Source organism: Paenibacillus cookii, from assembly GCF_018333375.1.
Taxonomy (GTDB): domain Bacteria; phylum Bacillota; class Bacilli; order Paenibacillales; family Paenibacillaceae; genus Paenibacillus_AQ; species Paenibacillus_AQ cookii.
The window spans coordinates 1-16,126 of the sequence record NZ_BORW01000046.1; the positions used below are offsets into that span (position 1 = coordinate 1).

Consider the following 16,126-nt stretch of genomic DNA (forward strand, 5'->3'; position numbering starts at 1 on the left):
TAAGGTCCGCTCGACTTGCATGTATTAGGCACGCCGCCAGCGTTCGTCCTGAGCCAGGATCAAACTCTCCATGAAAGTTTGTGACTCATTTTGAATCTGACGAGAATTTAATTCTCATTTGTGCTCCGCAAACCATCCAGCCATAGGCTTGGACCGGTTTGCTTCGCGTTTCGGTTTCGTTGCCGAAACCTCATATCTCACTCGTTGTTCAGTTTTCAAAGATCAAACATTTCGTTTTCGTCGCCGCCATTGTGTTCAGCAGCAACTTTTATAATATATCATGGTTTCTCGAGATTTGCAAGCTTTTTTTTGAAAATTTTTAATCTCTCAATTCCACTCGGCTTTTCATAGATTTCTTGGCCGGAATATTAATATAACATGCGTTTATTGTTTTTGACAAGTGTTTTTTTGAATAATTCATTTCCAAATTATAAAAGCCTGTAGCGGATCAACTGAATAGCCATTCCGTCTCCTCCTCTATTGGCCCAATGCCCGTTGGTAAGAGAGATGTTCATTTTAAAGCCTGCATATAAGGAGCAGACGAATGCCAAAACAAAATGCTCATCGATCTATCAACCATTAGTTTAGACCAATACAAAAAAAGAGCCGGACATCCATGTCCGGCCGTCATCTCTGCGGCTTCCTCATCCTTTGATCCAAGGATTTTTGCGTTTGGAAGATACGTTTTGTTTTTTGGATTTGTTCGGAATGGATTTATCGCGGGGCACCGTCGTGCTTCTTTTGCTGCTGTTTAACGTCTTGGCGGTTTTGGCGGGTTCGGCATCCGTTTGGCCCGAGTCCTCTTCTGCCTCAAAAGCCGGGTTTGGCGCCTGAACCGAATTTACCTCCGCGGAAGGCGCGGATTGAGGCTCCGTTTGCTGTAAAGGGGAGGCATACGTCTGGGTGCGGTTCCATATCGGATATTCCGTTCCACCAAATCCGGGGTACGGCATGTTCGGATTATGATAAGGCATATTCGCATTTGCATCATGATAAGGCATATTTGGATCGTGGAAAGGCATATTCGGTCCATGGCCATGAACGTCCAACGGCGCATTCGGGCCCGCTCCGTATCCGCCTACCAGCGGCACAGGCGCCGGGTAGGGATAACACCATGGCGGAAGCATGAAATGCGGATAGCAATAAGGATCGTAAGCTTGCGGCTCCACATAAGCCGGTTCAGGCGCATGATACACGGGAGCCGTTCCGGAGCAACCGCATGGATTAGACGCATAAACGGGTTCATAATAGGCCGGCGCCACCTGGTCATGATGATACGGCTGATTCGGTTGATAACTTACGGGAGATTGCGTATTGGGCTCGAAAGCGACCGGCGAAACTTGATTTTCCCAATGATGATCAAAGTGTCCGTTAGGATGTTGCATGGACGGGCTCACCCAGGATTGGTTAGGCGCATAGTGGTCTTCGGCCCCCTCCACAATCCCCGGGTATTTCGAAGATTTCCCATGGTAAGGCATGTCGTCGTAAGTATGCACGGCCTGAACCTCATCGTCGTAAGGCGTCGGATAATAAGCACCTGCTTCATGAACTGCCGTCGGGAACTGCATAAACGGATGATGGGCTCCGCCGAAATAAGGATCTCCTCCGCAGCCGCACGGCTCTTCCGCAACAGGTTTGAGGCCTGTCGGCTTTTTCTCGGAAAAGGGCATAATATTCGGAGTCGCGTTCGGTTCAACCATTTCCGGCATGATGTTTGGCGTCACGTTCGGCATGACATTGGGCATCACGTTTGGCATCGTCATTTCGGGCATTACGTTTGGCATTACATTCGGCATGGTCATTTCAGGCATCACATTGGGTTTTACGTTCGGAACGGTTGCCTCAGGCATGATATTCGGGGTTACGTTTTCCGGCATCACGTTCGGAATGACGTTGGGGGCCGTCAATTCAGGCATCACGTCGGAAACGTTCGGCATGATATTAGGAACATTCGGCATCACGTTCGGGAGTTCCGGCATCAGATTGGGGAGCGGTACGCTAGGCAGTTCGGATAGCTGCTGGGGCTGCGTCGGCTTCGGAGCCGTCGTTTCGGCTTTAGGGGCAGTGATTTCTTCTTTCGGACCGGTAAAAGCCTTTCCGCCGGGTTGGAGTTTCTCATGCTGCACATTGGCATGTTCGTTGGCGTTGGAGCCTGGATTCGGGTGATCGTTCGTTCCCGGGTTGCCTTTTGTTTTCGGAATATTCACCACTTCGCCCACGAGCAGTGCATTCGGATTTTTGAGCTGGGGATTGGCGTCGATCATTTCCTTCAAGGAAACGCCCCAAGCCTTCGACAGCTTCCACAGCGTGTCTCCTTGCTTCACGACATGTTTATGGATGATTTGATCTTGGCTTGGCACCTGCACCGGTTTTGCGGGAATTTTCACCTTTTGCCCGACCTGCAGCTGATTCGGGTCCGCAATTTGCGGATTGGCGTCGATGATTTTTTCCAGGGGAATGTCGTACTTTTTGGAAAGCTCATATAAAGTGTCGCCACTTTTTACGATGTGTATCTTCACGCGGCAAATACCTCCTAAACTCTAATAGGCGCATGAATCGTCCGCCCTTCGTTACTACATCTTATGCAGAGGATGGGCGAATGACATCCCCAACGACAAAAAAATCCTTCCATGAGCTTGTCATGAAAGGATTTTTTGCGAACGGGCGCGCATAAACCGGGCGCCGGACGACTATTCCCACACTTTGTAGCCGTCTTGAGTCACCGCTTTGCGGAACTCTTCGAGCAGCTTCAGCGTAATTGGACCTGCTTCGCCGTTGCCGATGATCCGTCCGTCGATTTCGCGGGCTGCGATCACTTCTGCGGCCGTACCCGTGAAAAAGACTTCATCGGCGATGTATACGTCATGCATCGTAAACGGCTCTTCCTTCAGCTTGTAGCCGAGCTTTTCGCACAATTCGATAATCGCCATGCGCGTGATGCCTTCGAGTGCCCCGAGGTAGCAAGGCGGAGTGTAAACGACGCCTCGTTTGACGATAAAAATGTTGTCGCCGGAGCCTTCGGTCACGTAACCTTGCGCATTCATCATGATCGCTTCGTCCGCTTCCGCCAGGTTCGACTGGATTTTCACCAAAATATTGTTCAGGTAGTTCAAGGATTTGATCTTCGGATTCAAAGCGTCCGGCAAATTGCGGCGCGTCGATACCGACACGGCACGCAGGCCCTTTTTGTAGGCTTCTTCCGAATAGATCGCAAGCTGTTCCACGATGATGAGCACCGTCGGTTTCGGGCAGCGTCTCGGATCAAGGCCCAAATTGCCTGCTCCGCGGGAAACGACGAGGCGGATGTATCCGTTTCTCATGTCGTTGCGGCGGATCGTTTCCGCCATCGCTTCGCGCATTTCCTCGAACGTCAGCGGAATGTTGAGATCGATCGATTTTGCGGAATCGTACAGACGCTCCAAGTGTTCATCGCATTTAAAAATATTGCCTTCATAGATGCGGATGCCCTCAAATATACCGTCGCCATACAAAAAACCATGGTCGAACACCGATACCTTCGCGTTTTCTTTGGTGACGAATTCACCATCCAAATAGATCCACTGCTCTGACATAAACTACAGCACCTCCGATATTAATTCCTGATACGTATAGCTTGGATAGGAACCGAGCACGCGCACCTGGCAGCCCAAAGCCTCGATCTCTCCGATCGCCGCCGTCAGCAGCACGGATTCCACCGATTCAAGAACATCGATATAAAAATAATAACTACCCAGCTTTTTCTTCGTCGGACGGGATTCGATGCGGGACAGGTTCAGCCGTCTCCATGCGAAAGCCGCGAGAACCTGATGCAGCGCACCGGCAAAATCCTCCGGAAGCGTGACCAGGATGCTCGTTTTCATCTGCTTGACGGGCTTCGGCAGCTGGTCGAGCGCTTCTTTGCCGATCAAAATGAACCGCGTGTAATTGTTGTCATGGTCCGTTACCCGTTCCGCCAAAACGTCCAGCTTGTGCGTCGCGGCTCCAAGTTTGGTGCCGATGGCCGCCAGCCCCTGTCCCGGATTGCTTTTGACGATCCCGATCGCTTCCGTCGTGCTCCCCGCATTGACCAGTTCCGCCTGGGGCATATGCTTGCGGATGAACTGCTGGCACTGGGCCGTCGCCACGGGATGGGACAAAATCTTTTGAATGCGCGCAAAGTCCAGTTCACCGGATTCCGCTAGGAACTCCTCCCGGTCTCCGACCAGGTTTTGAATCGACGGATAGACCCATTCGACCTGCATCGGTATGTCCACTTCGTTGACGAGCCAATCCATGTGAAGGCTGACCGATCCTTCGATCGTATTTTCGATGGGAATGACGCTGTAATCCGTTTTTCCATGGACCGTCGACAAAAACACGTCGGAGATCAGCTTGTGGTACACGAGTTCCGCCGGTTCGCCCCCAAGCAGCTGCGCAACGGCCTCGTGCGACACCGATCCTTCAGGCAATAATGCTATTCGCTTCATGCGTTTACTTCCCCTTCTATCATGTCCATAAATGAGCCTGTCGACATGCTGCCGATCAGACGGGCACCTTCGCGGTCGGGAACCAGCCATCGTGCAGATGCGCTGATGCCCTCGGCCTTCATCGTATTCAGGAGATAAGACTCCAGTTCCTTTTTACGCAGCGAATGGCGATCGACGAGCGCAAGCAGCGTCGGGCCAGCCCCGCTGAGCGCGATGCCCAAAGCGCCGTGCTCCACGGCCCGCTCCAAGATTTCGGCCATCCCCGGGACGAGCCCCGCCCGGTACGGCTGATGAAGGCGGTCGGACATCGCCCGGCCGATCAGGTCGAGCCTGCCCTGGGCCAAAGCGGCCACCAGCAGCGAAGACCTGCTGATATTGTAGACCGCATCCTTCCGGCCGATCTTTTCGGGAAGCACTTTTCTCGCCTCGGACGTCTTCAATTGAAAATCCGGAATGACGACGAGGACCTCCAGATCCTCATGCGGCTCCATCCGGACGTAATCGGCATGTTCGCCGTCCCAAACCGCCGTAATGAACCCGCCGAATAGCGACGCTCCGACATTGTCCGGATGATCCTCGATCGCCGTCGCCATATCCAGAAGCCTTGCGTCCGGCAATGGCGATCCGATCAAGGCATTCGCGGCATAAAGCGCGCCGACGATGGCGGATGCGCTGCTGCCGAGCCCCCGGGTCAGCGGAATGTCCGAATACATCGATATTTCCAGCTCGGGCAAATGGACGCCCGCTTCGCGGAACGCCATTTGGGCGACCTGATAGACGAGATTGTTTTTATCCGTCGGGATCCCTTCCATTTCGTTACCGTACAACCGAATCGCCGTTTCGTCCGCTTCCTTCATCCCGATCCATGCGTACAATGACAAGGCCATGCCCAACGTGTCAAACCCCGGACCGAGATTTGCGGTGCTGGCAGGAATCCTTACGTATACGCCTTCCGGTCTGATCATGCCGTAGCCTCTTCCAGCTTCGCGATGGCTTCCATGACGGCTTCTTCGGTGTCGGGCACAACAAGCGGATCGGCGTTGACGGTTTGGAGGGCGACGTTCGGATCTTTCAGGCCGTTGCCTGTCAGGACGCAGACGACGGTTTCGCCGCCTTGGAAATATCCTTCCCGTTTCAGCTTCAGCACGCCGGCTACCGATGCGGCGGATGCCGGTTCGGCAAATACGCCTTCGCGGGAGGCGATCAGACGGTAAGCTTCCAAAATTTCATCGTCCGTCACGTAGTTGATTTGTCCGCCGGATTCTTCCGCCGCGGCGACCGCCGTTCTCCAGCTTGCCGGGTTGCCGATCCGGATCGCCGTCGCGATCGTTTCCGGCTCGAGAATCGGTTCGCCCTTCACGATCGCCATGGCGCCTTCCGCTTCGAAACCGACCATTTTCGGCAGGGAGGACGCTTTGCCTGCCGCATGGTATTCTTTGAACCCTTTCCAATAAGCCGAAATGTTGCCCGCGTTACCGACGGGAATGGCCAGCACGTCAGGCGCTTTCCCGAGCTGGTCGACCACCTCGAACGCAGCCGTTTTCTGCCCTTCGATGCGGTACGGGTTCACAGAGTTGACGAGCGTGATCGGATGTTTGGCCGTAATTTCGCGCACGATTTCCAGCGCGCGGTCGAAGTTGCCCTCGATGGCGATGACCTTCGCCCCGTAAATCATCGCCTGCGCCAGTTTGCCCAGGGCGATGTTGTTGTTCGGAATGAGCACGATGCAGTTGAGCCCGGCGCGAGCGGCGTATGCTGCCGCAGCCGCGGACGTATTGCCGGTCGAGGCGCACATGATGGTGCGGCTGCCCTCTTCCACCGCCTTGGCAACGGCCATGACCATGCCTCGGTCCTTAAACGAGCCGGTAGGGTTCAAGCCTTCGTATTTGAAATGCAGATTCAGCCCGAGCTCCTCCGACAGATTCACCGCGCGGATGAGCGGCGTGTTGCCTTCCTTCAGCGTAAGCAACGGCGTGTTTTCATTGACGGGCAGGTATGGTTTGTACGTTTGAAGCAGTCCTTGGTATGACATTTTGGTATGGCTCCTTTGTTCTTTGTTCAGGATTTTTGCGAAAAATCCTTTATATATAAGCGGATCATGAAGCGCTGGTACGAATGCCGCGGAAGGTTTTACCCTTCCACGCGGTACACGCTTTTGATCTTGCGGATGACGTCAAGTCCTTCAAAATGCTGAAGCACTTTGTCCATGCTTGCTTTGCTGGCATTGTGGGTAACGATAATGATTTCCGCTTCCGGGTTCAGTTCGTTCGGCTGCTGGACCACGGACTCCAGGCTGACGCCGAACTCCGCGAATACTTGGGTGATTTTCGCCAGCACGCCGGCTTTGTCGTCCACATGAAGCAGAATGAAATTTTTGAATGCGATTTGCTCATCGTTTTTCAGCTTTTTCGGTTTGTACGGCACGATCGCTTTCAGGCCGTTGACGCCAAGCTTCAGGTTTTTGATCACGGCCACCAAATCCGCCACGACGGAAGTCGCCGTCGGCATTTCTCCCGCGCCGGCCCCGTAAAACATCGTCTCGCCCACGGCTTCGCCGTAAACGTACACCGCGTTAAACACGCCGCCCACGGATGCAATGGGATGTCCCTTCCGAACCATCGTCGGCTGTACGCTGATGCTTACATGATCGTCTTCCCGGTCGGCGATGCCGAGCAATTTCATTTCGTATCCCAGCCGTTTTGCGTATGCGATGTCTTCCTTCGAGACCTGGGAAATTCCGCGCACGCTGACGTCTTTCAGCTCCACGTTGGTACGGAAGCCAAGCGTTCCCAGGATGGCCATCTTGCGGGCCGCGTCCAAGCCTTCCACGTCCGAGGTCGGATCCGCTTCCGCGTACCCGAGCTTCTGCGCTTCTTCCAGCACGGCTTCGTAGGATGCCCCTTCCTGGCTCATTTTCGATAAAATAAAGTTCGTCGTTCCGTTTACGATCCCCATAATCTTCAGAATGCGGTCGGACGAAAAACCTTCGATCAGCGTCCGGATAATCGGAATGCCCCCGGCAACGCTTGCTTCGTAAAACACGTCGCACTGCTTTTCCTGGGCCTTGGCCAAAATCTCCGAGCCGTGCAGCGCCATCAGATCCTTGTTGGCCGTGACGATATGCTTGCCGCGGTCCAAAGCTTCGAGGATGTAATCCTTCGTATGATCGATGCCTCCCATGACCTCCACGACGACGTCGATTTCGGGGTCCCGGATCACCTCCCATGGATCTTCGGTCAGCTTGTTTTTGTCCACGGTAATGCTGCGGGTTTTGTCGCTGTTTTTTACGGCGATTTTTTCAATGATGATCGGGGAACCCACCTGACTGCTCAAATCCTCTTGATGGCCCTCCACGATTCTGACGACGCCCGTCCCCACGGTGCCGAGACCCAATAAACCCACTTTAACCGGCTTCATTCCCTCTCCTCCTGTTACATGCGTGCATTTCTTTTTTTACTGTTAACCTAGGTTTTTGCATATCAAGCGACGTTCCATTTGGGGCGAATCCGAAAATCAGCCTTGACCGATCAGGTTCGCGCGTTTAACGCCGGCGCAGTCCCGCAAGCTTTCGAGCAAATCCCCGAGTTCTTCGCTAATGCGGGAAACCTCGACGGAAATGACGACGTTGGCGATTCCCTGCAGCGGGATGCTCTGGTTGATCGTCAAGACGTTGCCGCCAAAACCCGCCACGAGGCTCAGCACCTTCGACAACATCCCGGAGCGGTGCTCCATGTCCATCGAGATCGTTACGATCCGCTCCCTTTCCAGCTGGTTGATCATGTGGATGCCGTCCTTGTATTTGTAAAATGCGCTGCGGCTCATGCCGACCTGCTCCACAGCCTCATGCACCGTCTTTGCGTCGCCGGCGGCAAGGAGCTGCTTTACCTGCATCGTTTTGACCACCGCTTCAGGCAAAATATCTTCCCGGACCAAATAATAGCGTTCTTTCACGAACGTCCTCTCCTCAAAGACTGATGTATTCATATAGTGGACATTATAAAGAATTGCATCCAGAGGGTCAATAGATTTGCGCCTTTTTGTCCAGAAGAATACAATAATAGCGCTTACTTGGCAAGAAGGATGTTTTATGTACCCCGATCGCGGTAACACTCGGGTATGAAAAAAGCCGCTCAAGAGCGCGTCGCGCGCCCTTTAACGGCTTTGGTTCGAAATTGTCCCAGGCAGCCCCGGGGGCCGCCCATCTGTTGCGGAGTCCGCCTTTAATAGTAGCTGCTGCCTTCGACGAATTCGAATTCGAAATCGGCGATCCGGACGATCGTCCCTTCCACCGCTCCGCGTTTGCGCAGCTCGTCGTCGATGCCCATATGGCGCATCGTCCGGGCAAGCTTCAGAATCGCCTCATGCGAATTCATCTGCAGCCGCTTCAGCATGCGTTCGATTTTTTCGCTGTGAACGACAAAGGCTTCGTTATCCCGCGTAATCGTAAACGCGTTGTCGTCGTCTTTCCTGTTCAGCTTGTACACTTTTCTTTCGGCCGTCTCGGCGACTTCCTCGACGTGAACCTCCTGCGGGATCGCATCCAGGATATCGGCCGCCCGGTAAAGAAGCTCCTGCACCCCTTGACGGGTCAAGGAAGAGATCGGCATGATTTCGATGTCCGGTCTCAGCTTGCCCACCTGCTCGCGGAAGTTTTTCAGGTTGGCCTCCGCATCCGGCATGTCCATTTTGTTCGCGGCGACGATTTGCGGCCGTTCGGCCAGGGTCGCGTTGTACAGCTTCAACTCGTCGTTGATTTTCACCCAGTCCTCAAACGGGTCGCGCCCTTCGGATCCCGCCATGTCCACCACATGGATGATGATCCGCGTACGTTCCACATGGCGCAAAAACTCATGCCCCAGTCCGACGCCTTGGTGAGCGCCTTCGATCAGGCCCGGCAAGTCCGCCATCACGAAACTGCGGCCGTCGCCGACCTCCACCATCCCGAGATTCGGCGTGATCGTCGTAAAATGGTATGCGCCGATTTTCGGCTGGGCAGCGGATACGACGGAAAGCAGCGTGGATTTGCCCACGCTCGGAAACCCGACAAGCCCTACGTCGGCCATCACCTTCAGCTCCATCACGAGGTAACGCTCCTCGCCCTCTTCTCCATGCTCGGCAAGCTCCGGAGCCGGATTGTTCGGCGTGGCGAACCGGATGTTGCCCCGTCCGCCCCGTCCGCCGCGGGCTACCACGACTTGCTGTCCATGGCGGACCATGTCGGCGAGCACTTCGCCCGTATCATCGTCGATCAGCACGGTCCCCGGAGGGATTCGCACGATCAAATTTTCCGCATTGGCGCCATGCTGGCTTTTGTTCCGTCCTTTCTCCCCGCGTTTGGCCTTGAAATGCCGCTGGTAACGGAAATCCATCAACGTGCGCAAACCTTCGTCGACGCGGAAAATGACGTCCCCGCCCTTTCCGCCGTCGCCGCCGGCAGGCCCGCCTTCAGGCACGTATTTCTCCCGGCGGAAAGCGATCAAACCGTCGCCCCCATCGCCGCCTTTTACGTAAACTTTCGCTTTATCTACAAACATGACTTCACCTTCCTCATGACTCACACGGCACGCGTAACAGAAACGAAGCCTGGGAGGGATGAAGCTGCTCCGCTTTCATTCGTTTGCCTTGTACCACATTATAAATTTGCTGCTTCAATAATTCCGGGTCCCCCATGGGGCCTTCCCCTTCAAAACCTACGACGATTTCCGGACCGTTCTGGCGCAGGCTCAGATACAGTTTGCGGGTGTCCGCCCACGACGCCTTCCCCCCGGCCTGGTAAGCCCGGACGGTCTCCATGATGACGGCCGCCAGATCGGCGCCGTCCCTCGGGCTCAATTTATCGAGCTGAATGTCCTGATCGACGTCGACCTCAAGCTCCAAGTCGCTGTTTGCAGTCCGGAACGACTGCAGAAAGAACACGAGAGACGGGATACCCAGCTTCGAAATTTTGCTTTCCCGGTTCATCCGTACCTTTATTCTTTCCACACACTCCACAGCTTTATCAATTTTTCCGAGCCGGATATAACCATACAAAATCTGCAGGTCGTTCATCCAATCATGGCGATGGTGGTTCAGCGTCTTTATGGCGCTTTCTTCGAAGCCTCGAAGCAGCGTTTGCCGCTCCTCCTCCTGCCTGCGGCTCATGATGACGAAACCTCCGGCCAAAGCCGCAGCCACCCACAACATCAGCACGATGCTCCAGATGAACGACTTGTCCCGCACCACGAAATACAAAGGAACGACTACAGATGCGGCGATTATAGCCAATATGCATTTCCAGGATTTCAAATGGCCTCTCCCCATTCCTGATCACCGATCATCCTTACATCAATTACCAGTATACCACAGCAATCCTCGGTTGTTCATCCACCCGTTCAAAACTTAAACGACCCGATCCGTAAATCCGGAAGGCGTTCCACGCAAATCCGGCCGGCCTTCGCTCCGATGCCGACGCATCTGCCCTTGGCGGAATCGTATCGGCATAAATCCCAACTGTTAAAAAAAAGCCCTCGGCAAGCACTGCCGAAGGCTCTTCTTGTGTATCAACCCGTGATCCGCGAAGACACTTACGCTTCCACTGCTGCCGCTACCGGAGCAGCATCAACAGGGTAGACGCTCACTTTTTTGCGGTCGCGGCCCCAACGTTCGAATTTCACGACGCCGTCCACTTTTGCAAACAAAGTATCGTCTTTACCGATGCCCACGTTCGTACCAGGATGAATTTTCGTTCCGCGTTGGCGAACCAAGATGCTTCCGCCGGTAACGGTTTGTCCGTCAGCACGCTTTACGCCAAGGCGTTTCGCTTCACTGTCACGTCCGTTTTTCGTGGAACCCACACCTTTTTTCGATGCGAACAATTGAAGATTCAACTTTAACATGTTGTCTACCTCCTTCTTTAATTAGTCACTTCTTTTATTTGAATATACGTCCCGTATGATTCTGCGATCGAATTCAGCATGACGACCATGGACTCGAGCAGCAGCTGCGACCGCGGATCCGTGCCTTGTTCTCTGTCAACCGGAAAATAAGCGCTCAGAAACCCGTCTTTCATTCTGCTGTCCATCACGGTTCCGGTCAGTTCCTCAAGCGAGTTCACGGTTCCGACGGTGACCGCCGATACGCCGGCGCACACGATATCCTCTCCGTGTTTCGCAAAGTTCGCATGACCTTTCACCTCGAAGCCATGGATGCTTCCATCCTTGCGTCGTAGTATGCGCACTTGTATCAAAGGAGCGCACCTTCTTACGCTTGGATTTTTTCGATGGTTACTTTAGTGTAAGGTTGACGATGGCCTTGTTTCTTGTGGTAGTTCTTCTTAGGTTTGTATTTGTATACAACAACCTTTTGACCTTTGCCATGTCTCTCCACTTTTGCGGTTACGGATGCGCCGGATACGACTGGCGTACCAGCTACCAAACCGTTGTCACCGGATACAGCCAGAACACGGTCGAAAGTCACGCTTTCGCCGTCGCCTGCATTCAGTTTTTCGATGTACAATACGTCGCCCTCTTGAACTTTGTATTGTTTGCCGCCAGTTTCGATAATTGCGTACATTGCTTGCACCTCCTCATGTCTCAGACTCGCCTGATCCAGGTGGCCTCCCGAAGGCTGCGCTTGTTGACCCGACCGGAGCGGTTACAGCATGTGACAAGCATTTGAGAGAAACACTGGACACATACTCATAGATATTAACATAACAACGGAACCAAGTCAATGGATGCCCAGAAGGCTGATCCGCCCCGTGCCGTCGCAGTGGTCACAAGGCTTCGCCTGAAGCATCGCCGTGTCGTCCCTGACCTTCTTGCGCGTCAATTCAAGCAGGCCGAGCTTGGTCCAGCCGACCACGTGGCTTTTCGTGCGGTCCTTGCTCATGCCGGCTTCAAGCCTGTCCACGACCTCTTGCCGGTGTTTTTCCTGCTCCATGTCGATAAAGTCGACGATGATGATGCCGCCGGCGTCGCGGAGCCGGATCAGCCTGGCAATCTCCTCGGCGGCCTGCAGGTTGATCCTCGTCACCGTATCCTCAAGGCTTTCCCCGCCGGTATACTTGCCCGTATTCACGTCGACGACGGTGAGCGCCTCCGTCTGATCCCATATGATCGAACCGCCGCTTTCCAAAATGACTTTGCGCGAAAAATCCCGCTCGATCTGTTCCTGGATGCCAAACGCTTTAAAAATATGCTCCTGCCCTTGGTACACGTTCACGGGCAAGTGGCTGCCGTGGGCGATTTCCTCCAGGAACGCCTCCGCTTCCTTCGCTTCCTTGGCGTTGTCGATCTGAAGCTGGTCATGCTGAGGGTCAAACACGTCCCGGATAAACCGCTGCACGATGCTCAAATCGCGGTGCAAAAGCGCGGGCGCTGCAGCAGCCTCGGCGCGCTTCTGAATGGCGGCCCACTGCTCGCGCAGCAGGGCGAGATCGCCGAAGATCGCGTCCGGATGTTCTTCCTCGGATACCGTCCGCATGATAACGCCTTCGCCCTTCTGACGGATCTCTTCCCCCAGCATTTTAAGGCGGCTGCGCTCCTGGTCCTTGCTTACCTTTTTCGAAACGGCGACATAGTCCGCATTGGGCATAAAAACAACCCACCGGCCCGGAAGCGAATAATGCGTGGTCACGCGGGGCCCCTTGCTGCCAAGCGGCTCCTTCATCACCTGGACGACGATTTCCTGACCTACCCGCAGCAGCGTCTCGATCGGTGGTTTCTCCTTCGGCTGCTTTTCCAGGTTCGGATGCAGCACGTCATCGACATATAAAAACGCGTTTTTTTTATGCCCGATATCCACAAACGCCGCCTGCATGCCGGGAAGCACATTGACGACGCGTCCTTTATAAAAGCTGCCCACCAGTCCGTGGTTTTGGCTGCGTTCGGCCGCAAACTCCACCAGCTTGCCTTCCTCCAAGAGGGCCATCTGCGTCAGTTTCGGTTCACAATGAACAATCATTTGTTTCATGGCTTCACCCCTGCCAGAAGACATTTACATCCCATATTACCATGAAATCTCCTTTTTAGCTCCAAAGCTCTATTTCGGGATTGCCCCCATTTTAGTCTCGCCGCATGTTTCCAGCAGCCCGACCGGTTCACCGCGGCAGCGTTGGGCGCTCCGTGGCAAAATAAGCCGAAATCAGGCGCTGTTCGGGAAGCATGGCGATCACGCCCCCTTGTTTGTTCATCACATAAACGACATGGTACTTCCCTCTTTTAAATAGACGCAAAATGCTGTCCAAATGTTTCGCCTGATCGGCAATGATCGGCTGGGCAAACCCGCCTTTCCTGGCGGCCGCGTCGTACCCCCTCTCCCGGTTCATGAGAAATCGCGTAAAACGGAAGGGAATATGGCGGTAATCCACCCAGTTGGAATAGAGAAGAAATACGCCGATCATCAACAGATTAAGCTGGACCTTCGCTTCGCCCTGCAAAAGCGGAAAAACCGAGACCAGCACAACGGCTGCGCTGCCCGCAAGGCTGATTCGGGAGGACCAGAGCAGCGTTTGGTGGTAAGGAAACAGCAGGCTGGCGGCGGCATGCAGGATTTTCCCCCCGTCCAGCGGAAGGATCGGCAGCAGGTTGAAGCCGGCGATCATGGCGTTGCCGTAAACGACATAAGACAAAAAGGCGCCGTTTCCCCAGCCGGCCTCGCGCAGCAGGAGCACGCCGCCGATCATCGCCGCGTTCATCGCCGGTCCGGCGAGGGCGATGCCGATCTCCTTCCAGGCCGTCAGCTGGCCATGGTCCTCGATTTCGACCACCCCGCCGAACGGAAGCATCTGAACCGAGCGGATGCGGACGCCGCTCAGCAGCGCGGCGGCAAGATGGCCCAGCTCATGGATGAACACGATCGCAAATAAGACGATCAGCTCGAGAAAATGCCCCGTCATGACGGAAAACAGCATCAGAATGACAAAAAAAGGATGCAGCGACAACGTGATGCCCCGGATGTTAATCAATGGGAATCACGTCCGCCGGGTCCACGTAGTCGCCATCCTCCTTCATGGACAAAAACAAGGTCGGCGTCTCCCCTTCCGCTGCGGCCTGCAATTGGCCGATCACGTCCCCGCCTTCGACCCAGTCGTTTTTTTGCAAACGCGTTTTGGCCAAATGCCCATAGGATACCACCAACTTGCCGGTATGCTGGATCGTCACGGTGATGCCGGATTCGGCGCTGCCGGAGATGTCGATGACGCGGCCCGTCTCCACGCTTTTGACGTCAGGCGGCAAGCCGGTTCCGTTTTTCGGGGCAATCTCCACGCCCTTCAAGTTCACGGCGAACGATTGGACGATATCGCCTTCCATCGGCGGATACAGCGATTTGGAAGCATTGACTTTGAGCGGCGATGTCTGGTTTTGCTTGAAAATCGGGATAAACGCCGGCGCTTCGCCGAAGTGGGATTCGTACCAGGCTTCGACCGCCTGGAAGTCCATCTCGCGGTTCAGCGACTGCATGACGTAATCCTGGATTTTCGTGCTCCAAGGCTGAGGATATTGGAAAAGGCCCCAGATCAGGCCAAACAAAATAACGCTGAAAAACACGCGCCACATAAAACCTGAAACGAAACGGGATTTATGGTAAGACGGGCCGCCGCCTTTGGCATGCTCTTTTTTCCAGACCTTCTCGGGATCGGGCTCCGGCGCAAGCGGCTCCGGCAGCCGGCCTTTGTTCCATAACGGTTGTTCCTGAACGGGCTGCGGCGACGGGGGGGCCGGTTCCTCGCGAAGCAGAAGATCCCGGATGCGCTCTTCCCTGCGCTGTTTGATGGAAGATTTGATGTCCATGGTTTGCGTTCCCCTTTCGAGGCTTGTTTTTATTCTATTTTATGAGGGGATGTCCCGAATTTAGAACAAGCCTGAAAGCGCGCCGGAAGGGTATTCCAGTCCTGGGTTCGACGGCAGGGGTCCAGCGAAAAAGGAACCCCCTCGACGCGAGGGGATTCCTTCTGAAGACTCGGCGGCTATAAAGCCGTCACCCGATGTTCTGAGCCTTGGCTGGTGCCGGCGGCGCCGCCGATTTTCGTTTCGCTAAATCCATTTTGCGCTGCAGATAGCCGAGCACGAGATCGGCCACGATGGCCAGCACGGCGGCGGGAATGGCACCCGCAAAAATGCGCAGCGAGTTGTTGCTGTTCAGGCCGGCGTAAATTTCCCGCCCAAGGCCGCCGCCGCCGACAAGCGGAGCGATCGTGACGACGCCGATGGCGATGACGGCAGCGATCCGCAGACCAGACATGATATACGTCAGCGACAACGGAAACCGGACTTTGAGAAGCAGCTGCAGCGGACTCATGCCGATGCCTTTTCCCGATTCGAGATAACTTGCGGGGACCTGCTTCAGCCCGACGTACGTGTTGCGCGCGATCGGGTTGAGCGAATACAGGAAAAGCCCCACCATCACCGTCTTCATCCCAAGTCCCAGCCAAAGCATCAGCACGACGAGCATGGCCAGGCTCGGAACCACCTGCAGAATGTTTGTGATGAACAAGACGATTTTGGCCGCCCAGCGGCTTCTCGAACAAAGGATACCGAGCGGCACGCCGACGATGACCGCCAGTCCCAGGCCGATGACCACCATAAGGATGTGCTGGGTGAAATATTCCCACAGCAAACCGCTGTTGCGGGACACGTAGGACAGAAAATCCATGAAAGTCAAATGTTTGTTTTCCATTG

General features: G+C 54.7%; 16 protein-coding genes, 1 rRNA gene and 1 other annotated feature. All 17 genes read right to left on the bottom strand.

What is annotated here, in order from left to right; translation table 11 throughout:
• Positions 1-75: ribosomal RNA gene (locus KI367_RS24460) — 16S ribosomal RNA — on the bottom strand; the annotation flags it as partial.
• A gap of 569 nt (positions 76-644) precedes the next feature.
• A complete protein-coding gene (locus tag KI367_RS24465; protein WP_212952623.1) occupies positions 645-2,519 on the bottom strand; it encodes a LysM peptidoglycan-binding domain-containing protein in 1,875 nt (624 codons plus the stop codon).
• A 171-nt stretch (positions 2,520-2,690) separates the two neighbouring features.
• Positions 2,691-3,572 (bottom strand): branched-chain-amino-acid transaminase, encoded by an 882-nt coding sequence (ilvE, locus tag KI367_RS24470; protein ID WP_036713040.1) that lies wholly within the window; start codon positions 3,570-3,572, stop codon positions 2,691-2,693.
• A gap of 3 nt (positions 3,573-3,575) precedes the next feature.
• A complete protein-coding gene (pheA, locus tag KI367_RS24475) occupies positions 3,576-4,466 on the bottom strand; it encodes a prephenate dehydratase (RefSeq protein WP_212952625.1) in 891 nt (296 codons plus the stop codon).
• On the bottom strand, positions 4,463-5,431 hold the full coding sequence (gene thrB / locus KI367_RS24480) for a homoserine kinase (protein WP_212952627.1): 969 nt from the start codon (positions 5,429-5,431) through the stop codon (positions 4,463-4,465). The genes pheA and thrB overlap by 4 nt, the downstream gene beginning before the upstream one ends.
• Positions 5,428-6,498 carry a threonine synthase gene (thrC, locus tag KI367_RS24485; protein ID WP_212952629.1) on the bottom strand — a complete coding sequence of 357 codons (1,071 nt, stop codon included), beginning with the start codon at positions 6,496-6,498 and terminating at the stop codon, positions 5,428-5,430. The genes thrB and thrC overlap by 4 nt, the downstream gene beginning before the upstream one ends.
• Positions 6,499-6,596: 98 nt before the next feature.
• Positions 6,597-7,883 (bottom strand): homoserine dehydrogenase, encoded by a 1,287-nt coding sequence (locus KI367_RS24490; RefSeq protein WP_036713037.1) that lies wholly within the window; start codon positions 7,881-7,883, stop codon positions 6,597-6,599.
• Between the two features lie 96 nt (positions 7,884-7,979).
• Complete coding sequence (locus KI367_RS24495; RefSeq protein ID WP_036713034.1) at positions 7,980-8,417, bottom strand: ACT domain-containing protein; 438 nt, start codon at positions 8,415-8,417, stop codon at positions 7,980-7,982.
• A 269-nt stretch (positions 8,418-8,686) separates the two neighbouring features.
• Positions 8,687-10,000: a GTPase ObgE gene (obgE, locus tag KI367_RS24500; protein WP_212952631.1), complete on the bottom strand. Its 1,314-nt coding sequence runs from the start codon at positions 9,998-10,000 to the stop codon at positions 8,687-8,689.
• Between the two features lie 13 nt (positions 10,001-10,013).
• Positions 10,014-10,751, bottom strand: a complete 738-nt coding sequence (locus KI367_RS24505; protein WP_052147162.1) for a Spo0B domain-containing protein — start codon at positions 10,749-10,751, stop codon at positions 10,014-10,016.
• Between the two features lie 278 nt (positions 10,752-11,029).
• Positions 11,030-11,341 carry a 50S ribosomal protein L27 gene (rpmA, locus tag KI367_RS24510; protein WP_036713030.1) on the bottom strand — a complete coding sequence of 104 codons (312 nt, stop codon included), beginning with the start codon at positions 11,339-11,341 and terminating at the stop codon, positions 11,030-11,032.
• Positions 11,342-11,358: 17 nt separating this feature from the next.
• Positions 11,359-11,691 (bottom strand): ribosomal-processing cysteine protease Prp, encoded by a 333-nt coding sequence (locus KI367_RS24515; protein ID WP_212952633.1) that lies wholly within the window; start codon positions 11,689-11,691, stop codon positions 11,359-11,361.
• A 14-nt stretch (positions 11,692-11,705) separates the two neighbouring features.
• Positions 11,706-12,017, bottom strand: a complete 312-nt coding sequence (rplU, locus tag KI367_RS24520; RefSeq protein ID WP_036713027.1) for a 50S ribosomal protein L21 — start codon at positions 12,015-12,017, stop codon at positions 11,706-11,708.
• Positions 12,018-12,029: 12 nt separating this feature from the next.
• Positions 12,030-12,110, bottom strand: a sequence feature (ribosomal protein L21 leader region).
• Between the two features lie 63 nt (positions 12,111-12,173).
• Entirely contained in the window at positions 12,174-13,418 is a 1,245-nt protein-coding gene (locus KI367_RS24525; protein WP_212952635.1) for an Rne/Rng family ribonuclease, read from the bottom strand.
• Between the two features lie 127 nt (positions 13,419-13,545).
• Positions 13,546-14,412, bottom strand: coding sequence for a M50 family metallopeptidase (locus KI367_RS24530; protein WP_212952636.1), 867 nt, complete (start codon positions 14,410-14,412; stop codon positions 13,546-13,548).
• Positions 14,405-15,238 carry a M23 family metallopeptidase gene (locus tag KI367_RS24535; protein ID WP_212952637.1) on the bottom strand — a complete coding sequence of 278 codons (834 nt, stop codon included), beginning with the start codon at positions 15,236-15,238 and terminating at the stop codon, positions 14,405-14,407. Before KI367_RS24535 ends, KI367_RS24530 begins: the two co-directional genes overlap by 8 nt.
• A 187-nt stretch (positions 15,239-15,425) precedes the next feature.
• Positions 15,426-16,124, bottom strand: a complete 699-nt coding sequence (locus KI367_RS24540) for an ABC transporter permease (protein WP_281422531.1) — start codon at positions 16,122-16,124, stop codon at positions 15,426-15,428.
• Positions 16,125-16,126: the final 2 nt, after the last annotated feature.

What these genes read in the sequence shown, in the direction of transcription:
- ilvE (WP_036713040.1), bottom strand. Translation starts at nt 3,572, where the DNA reads ATGTCAGAGCAGTGGATCTATTTGGATGGTGAATTCGTCACCAAAGAA.
- pheA (WP_212952625.1), bottom strand. Translation starts at nt 4,466, where the DNA reads ATGAAGCGAATAGCATTATTGCCTGAAGGATCGGTGTCGCACGAGGCC.
- thrB (WP_212952627.1), bottom strand. Translation starts at nt 5,431, where the DNA reads ATGATCAGACCGGAAGGCGTATACGTAAGGATTCCTGCCAGCACCGCA.
- thrC (WP_212952629.1), bottom strand. Translation starts at nt 6,498, where the DNA reads ATGTCATACCAAGGACTGCTTCAAACGTACAAACCATACCTGCCCGTC.
- KI367_RS24490 (WP_036713037.1), bottom strand. Translation starts at nt 7,883, where the DNA reads ATGAAGCCGGTTAAAGTGGGTTTATTGGGTCTCGGCACCGTGGGGACG.
- obgE (WP_212952631.1), bottom strand. Translation starts at nt 10,000, where the DNA reads ATGTTTGTAGATAAAGCGAAAGTTTACGTAAAAGGCGGCGATGGGGGC.
- rpmA (WP_036713030.1), bottom strand. Translation starts at nt 11,341, where the DNA reads ATGTTAAAGTTGAATCTTCAATTGTTCGCATCGAAAAAAGGTGTGGGT.
- rplU (WP_036713027.1), bottom strand. Translation starts at nt 12,017, where the DNA reads ATGTACGCAATTATCGAAACTGGCGGCAAACAATACAAAGTTCAAGAG.
- KI367_RS24525 (WP_212952635.1), bottom strand. Translation starts at nt 13,418, where the DNA reads ATGAAACAAATGATTGTTCATTGTGAACCGAAACTGACGCAGATGGCC.
- KI367_RS24535 (WP_212952637.1), bottom strand. Translation starts at nt 15,238, where the DNA reads ATGGACATCAAATCTTCCATCAAACAGCGCAGGGAAGAGCGCATCCGG.
- KI367_RS24540 (WP_281422531.1), bottom strand. Translation starts at nt 16,124, where the DNA reads ATGGAAAACAAACATTTGACTTTCATGGATTTTCTGTCCTACGTGTCC.